The following is a 17,877-nucleotide window of genomic DNA, read 5'->3' as shown; positions in this document are numbered from 1 at the left end:
AAGAATGAGGCGCAAAGGCCCCTTATCGGGGACAGCACTTGGCCTCCCCCTTTGTCAAAGGGGGGATTTGAGGCCCTCACCGAGGGCTGTTATTGGCTTCCCCCTTTATCAAAGGGGGATTGAGGGGGATTTGAGGCCTTTGCCATGAACGGCGGCAGCCGCCAATGCCCGCAAAAAAACCATCTAGCCCTGCCCTCTGTCCTCCGTCCTCTGTCCTCCGTTAGCCGACAAACTTACCCGAACGCAGGCGCTGGGCCTCCATCATCTCCAGTTCGCGGGAGCCGGATACCACAATCTCGGGGTCAGGGACGAAGTCCAGTTCCGGGTTCAGGCGCTCGTAGGGCACGCTGTTGAGGATTACCTTCATGACGTTGACCCGTGCCAGGTGCTTGTCGTTGGAGCGGATGATGGTCCAGGGCGCGTGGGTGGTGTGGGTGCGCTTGAGCATGTCGTATTTCTGCTGGGTGAATTCGTCCCAGCGGTCCTGGGCCTGGACGTCGATTTCGCTCAACTTCCACTGCCGCAGGGGGTCGTTCTTGCGCCGTTCAAAGCGGCGGGCCTGTTCTTCCTTGGTCACCGAAAAGTAGATCTTGATCAGTATGGTGCCCTGGCGCACCAGGTCCTTCTCGAAGCCCGTCACCCCGATCATGAAGTTGTCGTACTCCTCCTGGCTACAGAAGCCGAATACCGGCTCCACCATGGCGCGGTTGTACCAACTGCGGTCGAACAGCACCACCTCGCCGCCGCGCGGCATCTGGCCGACGTATTTCTGGAAGAACCATTGGGTGCGCTGTTCCTCGGTGGGCTTGCCCAGCGCCACCACCCGGTAGTGCTTTTCGTTCATGTAGCGGGTAACGCGGCGGATGGTGCCGCCCTTGCCGGAGGCATCGCGCCCCTCGAACAGGATGATCATCCGGCTGTGGTGCTCTTCCAGGTACTGCTGCAGACGGATCAGTTCTGCCTGATAGGGGCGCAGGGCCATCTCCCGGCGGTAACGGCGCACCGCCTTCTTGTTGCTGCGCTTGAGCAATTCGACCTGCTCGGACAGGGTCTTGTAGTCTTCCACCAGGTCCTCCAGGCGAATGGCCTCGCCATCGATGTGGACAACCTCGGGGTTGTTGGCTGGGTTATTGGTGTCGGTCATGGGTCGCTCCCTGAGACAAGGGGCCAAAAAAAATGGATAATTCGCGCCTATTCTGACAGCTTTCCTGCAAAAATGCCCGAGCAAATGACGATGCCAACCCCCATCCAGCCGTCCAATACAGCGCCCAGCCTGTATCCACGCGACCCCGCCGCCTACCGCCAGGCCACCGAGTTGCAGCTGATGGCCGAACTCCTGCCCCTGGCCGGTGCCCGGGTGCTGGAGCTGGGCTGTGGCCGCGCCTGGATGACCCGTCGGCTGGCCGAGGATTTCGCCGTGGCCGAGGTGATCGCCACCGAGGTGGACCGCATCCAGCACGACAGGAACCTGGCCATCGATGACCTGCCCCAGGTGCGTTTCATCTATGCCGGCATGGAGTCGGTGCCGCTGGAGGATGGCTCGGTGGACATCGCCATCATGCTCAAGTCCCTGCACCATGTACCGGCGGAGCAGATGGCCCCAGGCTTTGCCGAGCTGTACCGGGTGCTCAGGCCCGGCGGCCTGGTCTATGTCTCCGAGCCGGTCTATGCCGGGGAGTTCAATGCCATCATGAGCCTGTTCAACGACGAGCAGCAGGTGCGCCAGCAGGCCTTCGAGGCCCTCTGTCAGGCGGTGCGGCAGGGGCTGTTTGTGCATCAGGGTCAGTATTTCTTCGAGTCCCCCGGTCATTTCGCCGACTGGCAGGAGTTCGAGCAGCGTATGCTCAATGTGACCCACACCCAGCACCGCATCGATGCCGCGCTCTACCAGCGCATCAAGGCCGCCTTTGAGGCCCATCTGACCCCCACCGGGGCGGACTTCCTCAAGCCCTCGCGGGTGGATGTGTTGCAGAAGAGTGATAGCTTAGGGGGCAAGTAGATAATCAACCCCGGATTGCGTCCTTCGACAGGCCCAGGACGGCGCTGCGCTCCATTCGTGCTACACCCAGCCGACCGCTGATGGCTTTCAGCGGCTGGGCGGGGCGGCGTTGTTCTCCAGCCACTGGTCGATGGCGTCTATCGCCTGTTGCAGCAGCGGCTCAAGCTCGTCCGGTTCCAGCGGGTCGTCGATCCAGAGAAAATCGTAGATGTGTACCAGATCACCCTCGCCGTCCTCGATGAATACCTCATCCGGGTTCTTCGGTTTGGGCCGGGGCGGGCCAAAGCACCAGCGGGCGAAAAAGCGCGGTGGTTGCAGGTGGCCAAGGTAATGCAGGTCGTCCCGCCTGGAGCTGGGGTCCTGGCCCATCAGCCAGCGCGGCATCTTGGGTGGGGTCTTCCTGGCCATGGGCTCAGAAGGGCTTGAAGACCACCAGATAGACGGCGGCCACCAGGATCAGCAAAGGGAATTCATTGAACCAGCGGAACCAGACGTGGCTGTGCGGGTTGCCCGGGCCGCGAAACTCCCGCATCAGCCGCCAGCACCAGAAGTGGAACAGCAGCAGCAGGACCACCAGGCTGGTCTTCAGGTGCAGCCAGCCACCACCCCAGCCGGTGTACATGCTCAGCAGTAGGCCCAGCACAACGGTGAGCACGGCCCAGGGGGTGATGAACCAGAACAGCTTGCGCTCCATGATCTCCAGTCGCTCACGGGTGGCGGCATCCTCGCTCATGGCGTGGTGGACAAACAGCCGGGGCAGGTAGAACAGGCCCGCGTACCAGGAAACAAGAAAGACAATGTGAAAGGTCTTCAGCCAGAAATAGCCCATGGGTGTCATGCCCTGTAGAACGATGGGCGGGGATGATAACACGGACTGGGACTCTGATATCATGCCCCGCAGCCCGGATAAAGCGACACGCAAGGGCCATCTGGCCTGTCCGATGAATTGAGGAGATAAGCAGAATGTTCAAGATTGGTCTGGTCGGCGGTACCGGCTACACCGGGGTCGAGCTGTTGCGGCTGTTGGCCCTGCACCCCCAGGCGCGACCTGTGGTGATCACCTCCCGTGGCGAGGCAGGGCTGGCGGTCAGTGAGATGTTCCCCAGCCTGCGCGGGCTGGTCGATCTGCGCTTCAGCGAGCCCGACGTGCAGCGGCTGAGCGACTGCGATCTGGTCTTTTTCGCCACCCCCAACGGCACCGCCATGGAGATGGTGCCGCAGTTATTACAGGTCGGCTGCAAGGTCGTGGACCTGGCCGCCGACTTCCGCCTCAAGGACGCGGACCTCTGGCAGCAGTGGTACGGCATGCCCCATGCCTGTCCCGAGCTGCTGTCAGAGGCGGTCTATGGCCTGCCGGAGCTGAACCGCTCGGCCATCGCCGCCGCCCGTCTGGTGGCCAACCCCGGCTGTTATCCCACCGCCGTCACCCTGGGCTATCTGCCGCTGCTGGAGGCCGGGCTGATCGACAGCGACAGCCTCATCGCCGACTGCAAATCGGCGGTCAGCGGGGCCGGGCGCAAGGCCAGCGTGGCCACCCTGATGGGCGAATGCGGCGAGAGCTTCAAGGCCTACGGCCTGGCCGGGCAGGGGCATCGCCATCTGCCGGAGATCCGCCAGACCCTGGCGCAACTGCTTGGCGCAGAGGTGGGCCTGACCTTCGTGCCCCACCTGATCCCCATGATTCGCGGTATTCACGCCACCCTCTACGCCCGCCTCAAGGCCGAGGCTGTGGACCTGCAAGAGGTGTTTGAACAGCGCTACCGGGACGAGCCCTTTGTTGACGTGCTGCCCGCCGGCAGTCATCCCGAGACGCGCAGCGTGCGCGGGGTGAACAACTGCCAGATGGCCATCCACCAGCCCCAGGACGGCGCTACCCTGGTGGTGCTCTCGGTGATCGACAACCTGGTCAAGGGGGCGGCCGGTCAGGCGATCCAGAACATGAACCTGATGCTGGGGCTGGAGGAGCGGCTGGGTCTGCAGGGTGCCGGGATGCTGCCCTGACGCCATCCCGGCCGGGCAGATGCAAGCATAACAACACGGGGAGAATGAGGATGTTTGGCTGGAACAAAAAGACCGGCAAGCTGCCGAAGATAGACACGGTGATTGGCAAGGGCACCGAGGTGCGTGGCGATGTGCATTTCCAGGGCGGGCTGCATGTGGACGGCCGGGTGCTGGGGGCGATCAGCGCCGAGCAGGACGACAAGAGCACCCTGGTGCTGAGCGAGCTGGGCGAGATCCATGGCGATATCCATGTGCCCAATGCCGTGCTCAATGGCGAGGTGCAGGGCGATGTCCACGCCTCCAACCGGGTGGAATTGGCCAGCAAGGCCAGCATCAACGGCACCGTGTATTACCGTTTTCTGGAGATGATGATGGGCTCGGTGGTCAATGGTCAGCTGGTGCGCACCGGTGAAGAGGCCGAGCCCGCCGCCGACCAGGCCGCAAGCCCCAGGCCCAACCCGGCCCAGGACGAGCAGGCGGCAGGGGCGGGAGCAGCCGCTGCGGAGAAAAAACTGCGGCAGGTCCATTCTTGATCTTTTTTGTCGGTTATTGAATAATGGCCCTAAGGCAGACCCTATGCAAGCCGAACCATTGATCATTTGAGGTGTAATCATGTCCGAACAAGCAGTCAGCAACGAAGAGGCCCCGCTGGTCTTCACCCAGGCCGCGGCGCACAAGGTGGCCGGCCTGATCGAGGAGGAAGGCAACCCGGACCTGATGCTGCGCATCTACATCCAGGGCGGCGGTTGTTCCGGTTTTCAGTACGGCTTCACCTTCGACGAAAACATCACCGAGGGCGATACCGAGGTGATCACCGACGGCGTCAAACTGCTGGTGGATCCGATGAGCATGCAGTACCTGATGGGGGCCGAGGTGGACTTCACCGAGGGCCTGCAAGGGGCCCAGTTCGTCATCCGCAACCCCAACGCCAGCACCACCTGCGGCTGCGGCTCATCCTTCTCGGTATAGCCACCAGCCTACTCAGCCGTAGCTCGGCCAGTGGGAGCGGGCTTGCCCGCGATTCTAGCCCTTCGCGGCTTTGCGATCCCTTTATGCCTCCTGCCTTGCCGGGTTGGATTCAAGCAAACCGCTCCCAGCCAATCAGCCCCCAGCTGACCGCCACCAGCAGCAGGCTGATGAGCACCGCTGCCGAGCCCTGGTCCTTGGCCCGGCCGGCCAGTTCGTTGTGTTCATGGCCCTGGCGGTCCACCACGGATTCAATCGCTGAGTTGAGCAGCTCGACGATCAGCACCAGCAGCAGGACAGCAACCAACAGCGCCCGCTCCAGCCCGGTCTGGCCCAGCCAGAGGGCGGCGGGCAGCAGCAGCAGACACAGGCTCAGCTCCTGGCGGAAAGCGGATTCGTAGCGCCAGGTGGAGATCAGCCCCTGCAGGGAGAACCCCGCCGCCTTGATCACCCGTTTCAATCCGGTATAGCCAGGTTTTGCCATCAGCCGCGCTCCAGTAGGGGTTTGAGGAATTGTCCGGTGTAGGAATCCGCCTGCTCGCAGACCTGCTCCGGGGTGCCGCTGGCGATGATGCGACCGCCCCGGCTGCCGCCCTCGGGGCCGAGGTCGATGATCCAGTCGGCGGTCTTGATCACATCCAGGTTGTGCTCGATGACGACGATGCTGTTGCCGTGGTCACGCAGGCGGTGCAGCACTTCCAACAGGTGCTGGACATCGTAGAAATGCAGGCCGGTGGTGGGCTCGTCGAGGATGTAGAGGGTCTGGCCGGTGTCGCGCTTGGACAGCTCGCGGGCCAGCTTGACCCGCTGCGCCTCGCCGCCGGACAGGGTGGTGGCGTTCTGACCCAGGCGGATGTAGCTCAGACCGACGTCGTCCAGGGTCTGCAGCTTGCGCTTGAGCACGGGCACGGCGTCGAAGAAAACCAGCGCCTCTTCCACGGTCAGCTCCAGCACCTCGTCTATGCCCTTGCCCTTGTACTTCACCTCCAGGGTCTCGCGGTTGTAGCGGCGGCCCTTGCACTGGTCGCACTGCACATAGATGTCGGCGAGAAAGTGCATCTCCACCTTGATCACGCCATCGCCGGCGCAGGCCTCGCAGCGGCCGCCCTTGACGTTAAAGCTGAAGCGGCCGGGCTGATAGCCGCGCGAGCGCGCCTCCTGGGTGGCGGCGAACAGCTCGCGAATGGGGGTGAACAGGCCGGTGTAGGTGGCCGGGTTGGAGCGCGGCGTGCGGCCGATGGGGCTTTGGTCTATGTCCACCACCTTGTCGAACCGCTCCAGGCCCTCTATGGCCTTGTGCGGCGCGGTCTCCATGGGGTTGGCACCGTTGAGCCTTTCGGCGGCGATGGGGAACAGGGTGTCGTTGATCAGGGTGGATTTGCCCGAGCCGGACACCCCGGTGATGCAGGTGAACAGGCCCACCGGGATCTCCGCATCCACCCCCTGCAGGTTGTGCCCGGCGGCAGCGCGAATGCGCAGCCAGTGCTCGCCGGGGGCGATGCGCTGCTTAGGCACGGCGATGCGGCGCTGGCCGCTGAGATACTGGCCGGTGAGGGATTCGGCCACCTCGGCGATCTGGGCCGCCGTGCCCTGGGCGATCACCCGACCGCCGTGGATCCCGGCACCCAGGCCGATGTCCACCACCTGATCGGCGCTGCGGATGGCGTCCTCGTCGTGCTCCACCACGATCACGGTGTTGCCCAGGTCGCGCAGATGGGTCAGGGTCTTGAGCAGGCGGGCGTTATCCCGCTGGTGCAGGCCGATGCTGGGCTCATCAAGCACGTACATCACCCCCACCAGACCGGCGCCGATCTGGCTGGCCAGGCGGATGCGCTGGGCCTCGCCGCCGGACAGGGTCTCGGCGCTGCGATCCAGGCTCAGGTAATCCAGGCCCACATTGACCAGAAAACGCAGGCGCAGGCAGATTTCCTTGAGGATCTTCGCGGCGATCTGGCCCTGCTTGCCCGGCAGCTGCAGCTGCTCGAAGTAGTCCAGGGTCGGGCCTATCGCCAGGGCGGTGACCGCCGGCAGATTGTGCTCGCCGACAAAGACATGGCGCGCGGCGGTGTTCAGCCGACTGCCGCCGCAACTGGGGCAGGGCTGGTTGGAGACATAGCGGGCCAGCTCCTCGCGCACGGCGTTGGACTCGGTCTCGCGGTAGCGCCGCTCCATGTTGCGGATCACCCCTTCGAAGGCATGGGTCTTGGTCATCCCCTTGCCACGCTCGTTGAAGTAGGTGAAGGTGATGGCCTCGCCCTTGCTGCCGAACAGGATGGCGTCACGGGTCTTTTTCGGCAGCCGGTTCCAGGGGGTCTCGGGGTCGAAGCCGTAGTGCCGCGCCAGGGAGCGCACCAGACCAAAGTAATAGGCGTTGCGTCGGTCCCAGCCGCGCACCGCGCCATCGGCCAGGCTCATCTCGCCATTGGCCACCACCCGCTCGGGGTCGAAATACTGCCGCACCCCCAGGCCATCGCAGGTCTCACAGGCACCGGCGGGGTTGTTGAAGCTGAACAGGCGCGGCTCCAGCCCTTGCAGGCTGTAGCCGCAGATGGGGCAGGCAAAGTTGGCGGAGAACAGCAGCTCCTTGCGTTCCGGCTGGTCGATCCAGGCCACCCGCGCCAGACCATCGGCCAGGCGCAGGGCGGTCTCGAACGACTCGCTCAGGCGCAGGGCCATGTCCGGGCGCACCTTGAAGCGGTCCACTACCACCTCGATGCTGTGCTTCTTGCGCAGCTCCAGCTCCGGTACCTGATCGATCTCATACAGCACCCCATCCACCCGCACGCGCACAAAGCCCTGCAGACGCAGCTCCTCGATCAGGCCCAGATACTCGCCCTTGCGCTCGGACACCACCGGTGCCAGCAGCATCAGCTTGTCCCCCTCCGGCAGCGCCAGCACCTGATCCACCATCTGGCTGACGGTCTGCGCCTCCAGGGTCTCGCCGTGCTCCGGGCAGCGCGGCACCCCGGAGCGGGCAAACAGCAGGCGCAGGTAGTCGTAGATCTCGGTAATGGTGCCAACGGTGGAGCGCGGGTTGTGGCTGGTGGTCTTCTGCTCGATGGAGATGGCCGGCGACAGGCCCTCGATGTGATCCACATCGGGTTTTTCCATCATCGACAGGAACTGGCGGGCATAGGCCGAGAGCGACTCCACATAGCGCCGCTGGCCCTCGGCATAGATGGTATCGAACGCCAGCGACGACTTGCCCGAGCCGGACAGGCCGGTGATGACGATCAGCTTGTCCCGTGGCAGGTCGAGGTCGATGTCTTTCAGGTTGTGGGTACGGGCGCCGCGAATGCGGATGCAATCCATGGTGGGGTCCACTCGGTCAATGCAAACAAAAGGGGCTAGGCTGAAAATCACCTAACCCCTTGTTTTGTATGGTGGGCCCTGCAGGACTTGAACCTGCGACCAAGCGATTATGAGTCGCCTGCTCTAACCAACTGAGCTAAGGGCCCTGGGGCGGGTCAATCGTCGAGGAAGCTGCGTAGCTTGTCCGAGCGCGAGGGGTGGCGCAGCTTGCGCAGGGCCTTGGCCTCGATCTGGCGGATGCGCTCGCGGGTGACATCAAACTGCTTGCCGACCTCTTCCAGGGTGTGGTCGGTGTTCATGTCGATGCCAAAGCGCATGCGCAGGACCTTGGATTCGCGTCCGGTGAGGCTGCCGAGCATGGATTGGGTGGCCTCGCGCAGGCCTTCCATGGTGGCCGAGTCCACCGGGGTGACGACGTTGGAGTCTTCGATGAAGTCGCCCAGGTGGGAGTCTTCGTCGTCACCGATGGGGGTCTCCATGGAGATGGGTTCCTTGGCGATCTTGAGTACCTTGCGGATCTTGTCCTCGGGCATTTCCATCTTTTCCGCCAACTCTTCCGGGGTGGGGTCGCGGCCCTGTTCCTGGACGATCTGGCGCGAGATGCGGTTGAGCTTGTTGATGGTTTCGATCATGTGCACCGGGATGCGGATGGTGCGCGCCTGATCGGCAATGGAGCGGGTGATGGCCTGACGGATCCACCAGGTGGCGTAGGTGGAGAATTTGTAGCCACGGCGGTATTCGAATTTGTCCACCGCCTTCATCAGGCCGATGTTGCCTTCCTGGATCAGGTCGAGGAATTGCAGCCCACGGTTGGTGTATTTTTTGGCGATGGAGATGACCAGACGCAGGTTGGCCTCGACCATTTCCTTTTTGGCGCGGCGGGCCTTGGCCTCGCCGATGGACATCTTGCGGTTGACCTCTTTGATCTCGCCGATGGTGAGGCCGGATTGGCGTTCGATCTCGGCGAGCTTTTTCTGGGCGCGGAGGATGTCGCTCAGGTTGGTCTTGAGTTTGTCGCTGTAGTCATGGCCTTCCGCTACCAGATTCTTGCCCCAGCTGAGATTGGTTTCGTTTTCCGGGAAGGTGGCGATGAAGGTGCGCCGGGGCATGCCGCTGTAATCCACGCAGAGACCCATGATGCTGCGTTCGTGTTTGCGGATTTGCTCTACCACTGTGCGCAACTGGTTGCACAGCAGATTGAAGAAGGGCGGTGCCAGCTTGAATTCAAGGAAGGCCTGGGCCAGGTTGTCGAGGGCGGCACGGGTCTTTTTGTCGGCCGCGCCCTTTTTGTCTTGCAGCTTCAGCCAGGCGTTGTACAGCTTGTCGATGTTGCCGACCTTTTCCAGGATCAGGGCCGGGTCGAGGGATTTGTCGTCATCGGCGGCATCGTCGTCATCATCGCTCTTGTTGTCGGCGCTGGCGGTGTTCGGGTTGCTGGCCTGGGGGATGGCCTCGGGCTGGGTGGGGTCGATGAAGTCCACCAGGATGTCGGCCAGGCGGCATTCGCCGGCCTCGATGGCGGCCATCTTGTCCAGCAGCAGGCGGATGGTCTGCGGGTAGCCGGCCAGGGCGATGGCGACCTTGTTGAGGCCGTCTTCGATGCGTTTGGCGATGAGCAGCTCGCCCTCGCGGGTGAGCAGCTCCACCGTGCCCATTTCGCGCATGTACATGCGCACCGGGTCGGTGGTGCGGCCGACGTCGCTTTCCACTGCGGCCAGGGCGGCGGCGGCGGCCTCGGCGGCGTCGTCGTCGGTGGAGGCGATATCGCCCAGGTTTTCGGTATCCACATCGGCTGCGGATTCGGTGACCTGAATCCCCATGTCGTTGATCATGCGGATGATATCTTCGATCTGCTCCGGCTCAACAATGCCCTCGGGCAAGTGGTCATTGACTTCGGTATAGGTCAGGAAGCCTTGCTCCTTACCTTTCGAGATCAATTTTTTCAGCTGGGAGGTCTGTTCTTCCTTATACATAGAGGCCATTTTTCTAGAGAATCAAGGGAGAGAGAACGCGAAAGTATAGCATGGGCTTGTTGAATTGGCTACCTGGAAATCATTCGAGACAGGGCCTTGAGCCGTTCCATTTCCCCGCTGGTGAGTGGCTGTAGGGCGCTGCGCCGGGTCAGGGCATCGAATTCCTGCTCTCGGGCGGTCTTTGCCAGGCGCTCCAGGCAGCCCAGGTATTCGGCCTCATAGCCGCTCTCGGGGATGTTCAGCGGGCTGGCGCTGAGGCTGCGCAGGGCAGGGTGGTAGTTGCTGTCGCGCCAGTGCTCCAGCAGGGGGCCGGGGCGGATGGCGGGGTTCCGCCGGATCAGCTCGACCAGGCCGGTCAATAATTCCATGCCTTCGACGCGGGCCTGGGACCAGTGCGCCGGGGCCTGTTCCAGCAGGGCCAGGCGGGGTTCTTCCAACAGCAGCCGCACGGCCTGGCGCAGCGGCGTGCTGGGGCGCTGATGGGCCGGGCGCGGGCCGCGCTGACGGGTGCGGGGGCCTGGCCGTGGGCGCGGGTCCAATTGCCCCTGGTCGGCACCGGTGAGCCTGGCCAGGCGGCGGGCCAGCAGGTGGCGCAGGGTGCCCTCGGGCAGTTGTTCGATGTGCGGCCGGACCCGATCGGCGTAGCGGGCCTGGCCGTCGGTGTCGCTCAGGTCTATGCCCTGGGCGAGGTGTTCGAGCAGGTAGTCGGACAGGCCCTGGGCCTGTTCGATGCGTTGTTCAAAGGCGGCTTGGCCCTCCTTGCGCACCAGGCTGTCGGGGTCTTCGCCCTCGGGCAGGAACAGGAAGCGTACCTCGCGCCCTTCACTGAGTTGGGGCAGGCTGGTCTGCAGGGCCTTCCAGCCCGCCTCGCGCCCGGCCCGGTCGCCATCGAAGCAGAACACCAGGCGGGGGGTCTGGCGAAACAGCAGTTGCAGGTGTTCGACCGTGGTGGCGGTGCCGAGGGTGGCGACGGCGTAGCGGATACCCTGCTGGGCCAGGGCGACCACGTCCATGTAGCCCTCGACAATGAGCAGGCGCTCGGGGCGGCGCAGGGCCTGGCGCATTTCGTACAGGCCATAGAGGTTACGGCCCTTGTGGAAGAGGGGGGTCTCCGGGGTGTTGAGGTATTTGGGGGCCTTGCTATCGGTCTCGCCGGGCAACAGGCGGCCGCCAAAGCCGATCACGCGGCCGCGTGGATCACGGATGGGAAAGCAGATGCGCTCGCGCAGGCGGTCGTAGGCTTTGCCCGGTTCCGGTTCGGCGATCAGCCCGGCCTGGAGCAACAGTTGGGGCGAGGCCTTGCCCGGGCCGCTGAGGGCATGCAGCAGGTTGTCCCAGCCGGGCGGGGCGTAGCCGATGCCGAATTCGGCGCTGATTTCACCGCTCAGGCCGCGCTGTTTCAGGTAGTCGATGGCGCGCTGGCGCTGCGGGTGCGCCTTGAGTTGGGCGCGGTAGTAGTCCATTGCCTGCTGCACGATCCCGTAGAGGGGGCGCAGGTCGGCCTCCGGGCCGCTGCTCGGGCCAAGCTCGGAGGGCATCTCCATGCCGGCCTGGCGGGCGAGTTCCTCGATGGCCTCGGGGAAGCTCATCCGGTCGTAGTCCATAAGAAAGCCTACCGCCGTGCCGTGGGCACCGCAGCCGAAGCAGTGGAAGAACTGCTTGTCGCGGCTTACCGTGAAGGAGGGGGTCTTTTCGTCATGGAAGGGGCAGCAGGCCTGATATTCCTTGCCCGCCTGGCGCAGCGGCACCCGGCTGTTGACCACATCGACTATGTCCAGCCGTTGCAGCAGTTGGTCGATGAATTCCCTGGGGATTCTGTCGGCCATAAGGCCGCTGGCCTAGCCGACCAGTTTCTGCTTGACCAGGCCGCTGACCTGGGCCATGTCGGCCCGGCCCTGCATCTGGGTTTTGAGTTGGCCGACCACCTTGCCCATGTCCTTGATGGAGCTGGCACCTGTGCTGTCTATGGCCTGCTCGATCAGCTCGGCGATCTCGGCATCGCCCAGCGGCTCGGGCAGGTATTCCTGCAGTATGCCCAGCTCGAACTGCTCCTGCTCCACCAGATCATTGCGCGCGGCCTTTTGATACTGGCTGATGGATTCACGCCGCTGCTTGACCATCTTCTCCAGAACCGCCAGCATCTGACTGTCGTCCAGTTCGATGCGCTCGTCCACCTCACGTTGCTTGATCGCGGCGCTGATCAGGCGCAGGGTGGCCAGTCGCGGTTTGTCACCGGCCTTCATGGCCAGTTTGACGTCATTCAGGATACGTTGCTTGAGCATGGCAGAGGGGTCCGAATGGATCAGTACTTGCGTTCCCAACGGCGGGTTTCGCGCGAGACCTTCTTCAGGTGACGCTTGACCGCTGCGGCGGCCTTGCGTTTGCGCTCCCAGGTGGGCTTTTCATAGAATTCACGGCGACGCACCTCGGCCAGTACACCGGCCTTTTCGCAAGAGCGCTTGAAGCGGCGCATGGCGACTTCAAAGGGTTCGTTTTCCTTTACGCGGACATTAGGCATTGAGTTACCCCAGGGTTAATAACAAACTTAAAAGAGCGCGGAATTCTACAGCAACGGGCTGGAAAAGCAATATCGCGCAGGAAATCATCCCAAATGAATGTACTCGGCATAGAAAGCTCCTGCGACGAGACCGGCGTCGCCCTCTACAACGACCGCGCAGGCCTGCTGGCCCAGGGCCTGTACAGCCAGGTGCGCTTGCATGCGGAGTTCGGCGGCGTGGTGCCCGAGCTGGCCTCGCGCGATCACATCCGCAAGGCCCTGCCGCTGATCCGACAGGTGCTGGCCGACGCCGGGCTGGGACTTGGGGACCTGGACGGCATCGCCTACACCGCCGGTCCCGGCCTGGTGGGGGCCCTGATGGTGGGGGCCTCGATTGGTCGCAGCCTGGCCTGGGGCCTGTCGATCCCGGCGCTCGCCGTGCACCACATGGAGGGCCACCTGCTCGCTCCCCTGCTGGAGTCGCCCAGACCGGACTTCCCCTTTGTCGCCCTGCTGGTCTCGGGTGGCCACACCCAGTTGGTGGCGGTGGCCGGGCTGGGGCAGTACCGGATGCTGGGCAACAGCCTGGACGATGCCGCTGGCGAGGCCTTCGACAAGACCGCCAAACTGCTCGGCCTGCCCTATCCCGGCGGGCCGGAGCTGGCCCGGCTGGCGCAGCGGGGTGATACAAGGCGGTTTCGCTTCCCCCGTCCCATGACCGACCGGCCGGGGCTGGAGTTCAGCTTCTCCGGGCTTAAGACCTTTGCCCTGAATACCCTGGCCGATGTGCCTGAGGCCGAGCGCGATGACCAACTCAAGGCGGATATCGCCTGCGCCTTTGAACAGGCCGTGGTGGATACCCTGGTGATCAAGTGCCGACGGGCCCTGCAGCAGACCGGCTGGCAGGATCTGGTGTTGGCCGGCGGGGTCAGCGCCAATCAGCGACTGCGTCAGCGCATGGGCCAGGAATGTGCCAAAATAGGGGCCAGGGCCTGGTATCCGCGCTTGGAGTTCTGTACGGATAACGGTGCCATGATTGCCTTCGCCGGCTGTCTGCGGCTGCAGGCCGGTGAGGCCCAGGACCTGGCCTATGGGGTGAGGCCCCGCTGGCCGCTGGATGACCTGGCGGCCCCTTCCGCCGGGCCTGATGTCGCCCCTGAAGCAGGTATGTGATGGACAGGATCAAGCTGATTGTGGGCCTGGGCAACCCTGGGGCCCAGTACGAACAGACCCGGCATAACGCCGGGTTTTGGTTTATCGACCAACTGGTGCAGGAGCACCACGGCAACCTGCGCAACGAGGGCCGGTTTCAGGGCGAGGTGGCCAAGCTGCTGCTGGCCGGGCATGATTGCTGGCTGCTCAAGCCGAGCACCTTCATGAACCACAGTGGCCGGTCGGTGGCGGCGCTGGCCAACTACTACCGCATGGCACCGGAGAACACACTGGTGGTTCACGATGAGCTGGACCTGCCGGTGGGCGCGGTACGGCTGAAGAAGGGTGGTGGCCATGGGGGGCACAATGGCCTGCGCGATATTATCGCCGCCCTTGGGGACAAGGGCTTCTGGCGGCTGCGGCTGGGTATAGGTCACCCCGGTGAGCGTAATCAGGTGATTGATTATGTACTGGATCGGCCCTCCAAGGCCGACCGCGAGTCCCTGGACCTGGCCTTGAACGCGGCGGTCGGCCAGGTCAAGGGGATCTGTAACGGCGAGCAGCAGGCGGTGATGAACCGGTTGCACGGATCGGCCAAGTGATTCTGTACAGGCGGATAACGATCAGGGGCAAGCAGGCTTTCATTTTCTGGGGTGGCTCTGCTTGCCCCATGATCGTTTGATAGTCAAAAAAGGTGCCGCGAAGGCACCTTTTTTTGCTCTGACGGACCGGTTACTACCAGGTGCGGGAGTAGTTCAGGGTCCAGTTGAACTGACTGTGGGTGGTGACCACGCCGCCCATGCCGGGCATGGAGTTGAGCGGTCCGGTACCGACGGTTTCCACCTCTGGGGCGTAGGTGAAGGAGAAGCCGAGGTTGTCGTTCTTGGTCAGCTTGTAGCCAAAGCCGCCGGTGATGTGGTCTTCAATGGTGGCCGGGAACAGGGGGTTGACCATGGAGTTGGGTACCGGGTTGTCGGCCAGGTTGACGCCAGCACGTAGGGCCAGTTTATCGCTGGCCTGGTATTCAAAGCCCAGGGAGAAGACATTCTGGTCTTCCCAGTTCTGATCCATGGTCACGTCCAGCATGGTGTTATCAAACATGCCGCCCATCTGTCCGGCATCCGGGGTGAAGGTCATGCGGAAGGACTGCATGACATCCTTCCAGCCGATACGCTTGTAGTCCGCCACCACCATCACACGGTCGGTGGCCTGGAAGGACAGGCCCAGGCCGATGGAGTCGGGCCACTGGAAGTCCACCACGTTGAGGGTGCCGGTCAGCGCCATGGGGGTAGCGCCCATGGCGGGTATCAGCATGGACAGGGTGGCATCGTTGGTGTCCATGTCGTCCAGGTGGGTCTTGGAACGGTAGCTGCCACCTATGCGCAGGCGGTCACTCAGGGCATAGGTAAAGCCCAGCTGGCCCATCCAGCCGGTGGCCTTGGCCTCGCCGGTCATGTCGTTGTCGTCGGTGAAGTCAAACCGGGCCCAGTTCATGTCAACGTCGGGAACGCCGTTCATGTCGGGGTCCAGCATCATGCCCATGCCCATGGCCATGGAGCCGCCAACGCTGCCGCCGTTGCCCTGCATCAACTGGCCAAACTGGGCACCGCTCATGTCCATCTGCAGGTCCATCATGGCCCAGACGAAGTCAATGGAGCCGCCGATGGTGAGGCGGTCATTCACCTGCTTGCTCAGGGGGAACATAATGGTGCCGACGCCGACCTCGGAGCGTATTTCCTGGCCGCTGAGGGGGACTGGGCTGTTGAACAGAGACATGTTGCCGGCAAACAGGTCGGTCGGACCCGCCTGGCCGTATTCGGTGCCCATGCCGCCCTGGGCCAGCATGGCCACGCCATAGGTCCAGTCACCGGCTTTGCGGATATAGGAGGCGGAGGGCATCCAGTAGGCCGTGCCGTCGGAGTCGGTGCTGGCGGGGCCAAAGGAGCTGGTGATGTCCGGGCCCAGATAGCGGATACCCACCCCGGCGCGGACATTGGCGTCCATCAGCGACAGGGTGGCCGGGTTGTTCAGGGCACCCGAGTTGCCCGAGTCATAGGCCATGGAGGCGCCGCCCATGGCGGTGGCCCGTGCGCCGTAACCCTCAAGGATCATGCCATTGGTGGCAAAGGCGGAAGTTGAACAGAGGGCGGCGGCGACGGCGGCGGAGACTAGGCTGGTGTTTTTCATGGGCGGGTTCCTGCTTATATTAGTTGTTGCTTATTTGTAGAAAAGTTAGGTATATGTTTCTTTTTTGCGAAATTAGACCAATTAGCAACAATAGGCAAGAACTTTTTGTTGATAAGCAAAGAAATTTTCTTGTGGCGCAAAAACCGCGATTATGGCTGAAGCGGGCTGCCCAAGCCCTGGCTCAAAGCGCTGATGTCTGCGGGCCGGGCCGACCGATGGCGTGATAGCGGATGCCCAGGCTCGCCAGCAGGGCGGGGTCGTAGAGGTTGCGACCGTCGAAGATGACGGGGTGATTCAGCTGTGCCTTGAGTTGCTGGAAGTCGGGGCTGCGGAACTGCTGCCATTCGGTGACTATGATCAGGGCGTCGGCCCCTTCGCAGGCGGCGCTGGCGGATTGGCAGAGTTGCAGGTCCGGGCGCTGGCCATAGAGCCGCTCGGCCTCTTCCATGGCGGCGGGGTCGTAGGCCTGCACCTGGGCACCGGCGGCCCAGAGTTGTTCCAGCAAGACCCGGCTGGAGGCCTCGCGCATGTCGTCGGTATTGGGCTTGAAGGCCAGGCCCCAGAGGGCGAAGCGGCGCCCCCTCAGCTCACCAAAGTGGCTTTGTATCTTGCCAAAGAGTACCTGCTTTTGGCTTTGGTTGACCGCTTCTACCGCATCCAGCAGTTCCGGCTGGATGCCATTCTGACGGGCAGTCTGGGCCAGTGCCTTGACGTCCTTGGGGAAGCAGGAGCCGCCATAGCCGCAGCCGGGGTAGATGAAGTGGTAGCCGATACGCGGGTCCGAGCCGATGCCGACGCGCACCCGTTCGATGTCCGCGCCCATGGCCTCGGCGATGCGGGACAGTTCGTTCATGAAGCTGATCTTGGTGGCGAGCAGGGCATTGGCGGCGTATTTGGTCAGCTCCGCCGAGCGGATGTCCATGGTGACCAGGCGGTCGTGGTTGCGGTTGAAGGGGGTGTAGAGGGCACGCAGCAATTCCGTGGTGCGCGGGTTGTCGGTGCCGATGACAATGCGGTCCGGGCGCATGAAGTCCTCGATGGCGGCGCCTTCCTTGAGAAACTCAGGGTTGGAGACCACGTCGAACTCCAGCGCCAGGCCGCGCTCATCCAGGGCCTGCTGGGCGGCCTGCCGCACGCGATCCGCGGTACCTACGGGCACGGTGGATTTATCGACGATGATCCGGTAGTCCTGCATGTGCTCGGCGATGGTGCGGGCTACCGTCAACACATGGCTCAGATCGGCGGAGCCGTCTTCATCCGGCGGTGTGCCCACGGCGATGAACTGGAACAGGCCGTGCTCGACCCCCAGCCTGGCATCGGTGGTAAAGCTGAGGCGGCCGGCCTGGTGGTTGCGCTGTACCATCTCCTCCAGGCCCGGCTCGTAGATGGGGATACCGCCGGCATTGAGCAGTTCGATCTTGGCCGGGTCCACATCCACGCAGACCACATTGTTGCCGACCTCGGCCAGGCAGGCACCGGTGACCAGGCCGACATAACCGCTTCCAAACAGGGTGACATTCATTGATAGATACCTCGGCAAGTTGATTGCGGCGGGATTATGCCATCCTTTTGGCTGCAAAATGATGTCGCTGGGGGCGAAGCGAACTGCCGCCGACTGCGCCAATCCCCCTTTTACAAAGGGGGTAGGGGGATTTCTCCGCTGCCAGGGGCTAAGGGCTTAACGGCCCGAGCAGTTAGCTTGGCGCTTGTATTCGGTCCGGCCAGGCCTGGCCGGGTTTTTTTACCGAACGGCCTTGACAAGAGTGGGTCAGATCATGAAAATGCTGCAC

At 63.4% G+C, this 17,877-nt stretch carries 17 protein-coding genes and 1 tRNA gene; 6 read left to right on the top strand and 12 right to left on the bottom strand.

What is annotated here, in order from left to right; all coding sequences use genetic code 11:
- Nucleotides 1-220: 220 nt before the first annotated feature.
- Nucleotides 221-1,144: a polyphosphate kinase 2 gene (gene ppk2 / locus D5125_01070; protein QFY88178.1), complete on the bottom strand. Its 924-nt coding sequence runs from the start codon at nt 1,142-1,144 to the stop codon at nt 221-223.
- A 90-nt stretch (nt 1,145-1,234) separates the two neighbouring features.
- Here ppk2 and D5125_01065 point away from each other — a divergent pair, with 90 nt between their 5' ends.
- Nucleotides 1,235-1,999 carry a class I SAM-dependent methyltransferase gene (locus D5125_01065; GenBank protein QFY88177.1) on the top strand — a complete coding sequence of 255 codons (765 nt, stop codon included), beginning with the start codon at nt 1,235-1,237 and terminating at the stop codon, nt 1,997-1,999.
- An 87-nt stretch (nt 2,000-2,086) separates the two neighbouring features.
- On the opposite strand, the gene D5125_01060 is transcribed toward D5125_01065, so the two are convergent.
- Together D5125_01060 and D5125_01055 are read right to left on the bottom strand one after the other, a co-directional pair.
- Nucleotides 2,087-2,407 (bottom strand): hypothetical protein, encoded by a 321-nt coding sequence (locus D5125_01060; GenBank protein QFY88176.2) that lies wholly within the window; start codon nt 2,405-2,407, stop codon nt 2,087-2,089.
- A 4-nt stretch (nt 2,408-2,411) separates the two neighbouring features.
- Nucleotides 2,412-2,828, bottom strand: coding sequence for a CopD family protein (locus tag D5125_01055; protein ID QFY88175.1), 417 nt, complete (start codon nt 2,826-2,828; stop codon nt 2,412-2,414).
- 134 nt (nt 2,829-2,962) lie between these two features.
- Here D5125_01055 and D5125_01050 point away from each other — a divergent pair, with 134 nt between their 5' ends.
- The 3 genes from D5125_01050 (at nt 2,963) to erpA (ending at nt 4,969) form a co-directional block, all read left to right on the top strand.
- Complete coding sequence (locus tag D5125_01050; protein ID QFY88174.1) at nt 2,963-4,000, top strand: N-acetyl-gamma-glutamyl-phosphate reductase; 1,038 nt, start codon at nt 2,963-2,965, stop codon at nt 3,998-4,000.
- A 50-nt stretch (nt 4,001-4,050) separates the two neighbouring features.
- Complete coding sequence (locus D5125_01045) at nt 4,051-4,533, top strand: polymer-forming cytoskeletal protein (protein QFY88173.2); 483 nt, start codon at nt 4,051-4,053, stop codon at nt 4,531-4,533.
- A 79-nt stretch (nt 4,534-4,612) separates the two neighbouring features.
- Entirely contained in the window at nt 4,613-4,969 is a 357-nt protein-coding gene (gene erpA / locus D5125_01040) for an iron-sulfur cluster insertion protein ErpA (GenBank protein ID QFY88172.1), read from the top strand.
- 109 nt (nt 4,970-5,078) lie between these two features.
- On the opposite strand, the gene D5125_01035 is transcribed toward erpA, so the two are convergent.
- The 7 genes from D5125_01035 to rpsU form a co-directional block, all read right to left on the bottom strand.
- Entirely contained in the window at nt 5,079-5,450 is a 372-nt protein-coding gene (locus D5125_01035; GenBank protein QFY88171.1) for a diacylglycerol kinase, read from the bottom strand.
- On the bottom strand, nt 5,450-8,278 hold the full coding sequence (gene uvrA, locus D5125_01030; GenBank protein QFY88170.1) for an excinuclease ABC subunit UvrA: 2,829 nt from the start codon (nt 8,276-8,278) through the stop codon (nt 5,450-5,452). The genes D5125_01035 and uvrA overlap by 1 nt, the downstream gene beginning before the upstream one ends.
- Before the next feature lie 69 nt (nt 8,279-8,347).
- Nucleotides 8,348-8,424: transfer RNA gene (locus D5125_01025), tRNA-Ile, on the bottom strand.
- Nucleotides 8,425-8,433: 9 nt separating this feature from the next.
- Entirely contained in the window at nt 8,434-10,251 is a 1,818-nt protein-coding gene (gene rpoD / locus D5125_01020; GenBank protein ID QFY88169.1) for an RNA polymerase sigma factor RpoD, read from the bottom strand.
- A 68-nt stretch (nt 10,252-10,319) separates the two neighbouring features.
- Nucleotides 10,320-12,077: a DNA primase gene (locus D5125_01015; GenBank protein QFY88168.1), complete on the bottom strand. Its 1,758-nt coding sequence runs from the start codon at nt 12,075-12,077 to the stop codon at nt 10,320-10,322.
- A 12-nt stretch (nt 12,078-12,089) separates the two neighbouring features.
- Nucleotides 12,090-12,533 carry a GatB/YqeY domain-containing protein gene (locus tag D5125_01010; protein QFY88167.1) on the bottom strand — a complete coding sequence of 148 codons (444 nt, stop codon included), beginning with the start codon at nt 12,531-12,533 and terminating at the stop codon, nt 12,090-12,092.
- A 20-nt stretch (nt 12,534-12,553) separates the two neighbouring features.
- Nucleotides 12,554-12,769, bottom strand: coding sequence for a 30S ribosomal protein S21 (rpsU, locus tag D5125_01005; GenBank protein QFY88166.1), 216 nt, complete (start codon nt 12,767-12,769; stop codon nt 12,554-12,556).
- 93 nt (nt 12,770-12,862) lie between these two features.
- Here rpsU and tsaD point away from each other — a divergent pair, with 93 nt between their 5' ends.
- Complete coding sequence (tsaD, locus tag D5125_01000) at nt 12,863-13,921, top strand: tRNA (adenosine(37)-N6)-threonylcarbamoyltransferase complex transferase subunit TsaD (GenBank protein ID QFY88165.1); 1,059 nt, start codon at nt 12,863-12,865, stop codon at nt 13,919-13,921.
- On the top strand, nt 13,921-14,502 hold the full coding sequence (gene pth, locus D5125_00995; GenBank protein ID QFY88164.1) for an aminoacyl-tRNA hydrolase: 582 nt from the start codon (nt 13,921-13,923) through the stop codon (nt 14,500-14,502). The genes tsaD and pth overlap by 1 nt, the downstream gene beginning before the upstream one ends.
- A 133-nt stretch (nt 14,503-14,635) precedes the next feature.
- Here the strand turns inward: pth and D5125_00990 are convergent, their stop codons facing one another.
- A complete protein-coding gene (locus D5125_00990; protein QFY88163.1) occupies nt 14,636-16,087 on the bottom strand; it encodes an outer membrane protein transport protein in 1,452 nt (483 codons plus the stop codon).
- Nucleotides 16,088-16,268: 181 nt separating this feature from the next.
- Nucleotides 16,269-17,609 (bottom strand): UDP-glucose/GDP-mannose dehydrogenase family protein, encoded by a 1,341-nt coding sequence (locus D5125_00985; protein QFY88162.1) that lies wholly within the window; start codon nt 17,607-17,609, stop codon nt 16,269-16,271.
- Nucleotides 17,610-17,877 lie beyond the last annotated feature (268 nt).

The organism is gamma proteobacterium SS-5, from assembly GCA_009497875.2.
GTDB classification, from domain to species: domain Bacteria; phylum Pseudomonadota; class Gammaproteobacteria; order Chromatiales; family Chromatiaceae; genus Magnetovirga; species Magnetovirga frankeli.
Note: the sequence above shows the minus strand (reverse complement) of the source record. Positions and strands in the feature narration are given on the sequence as shown.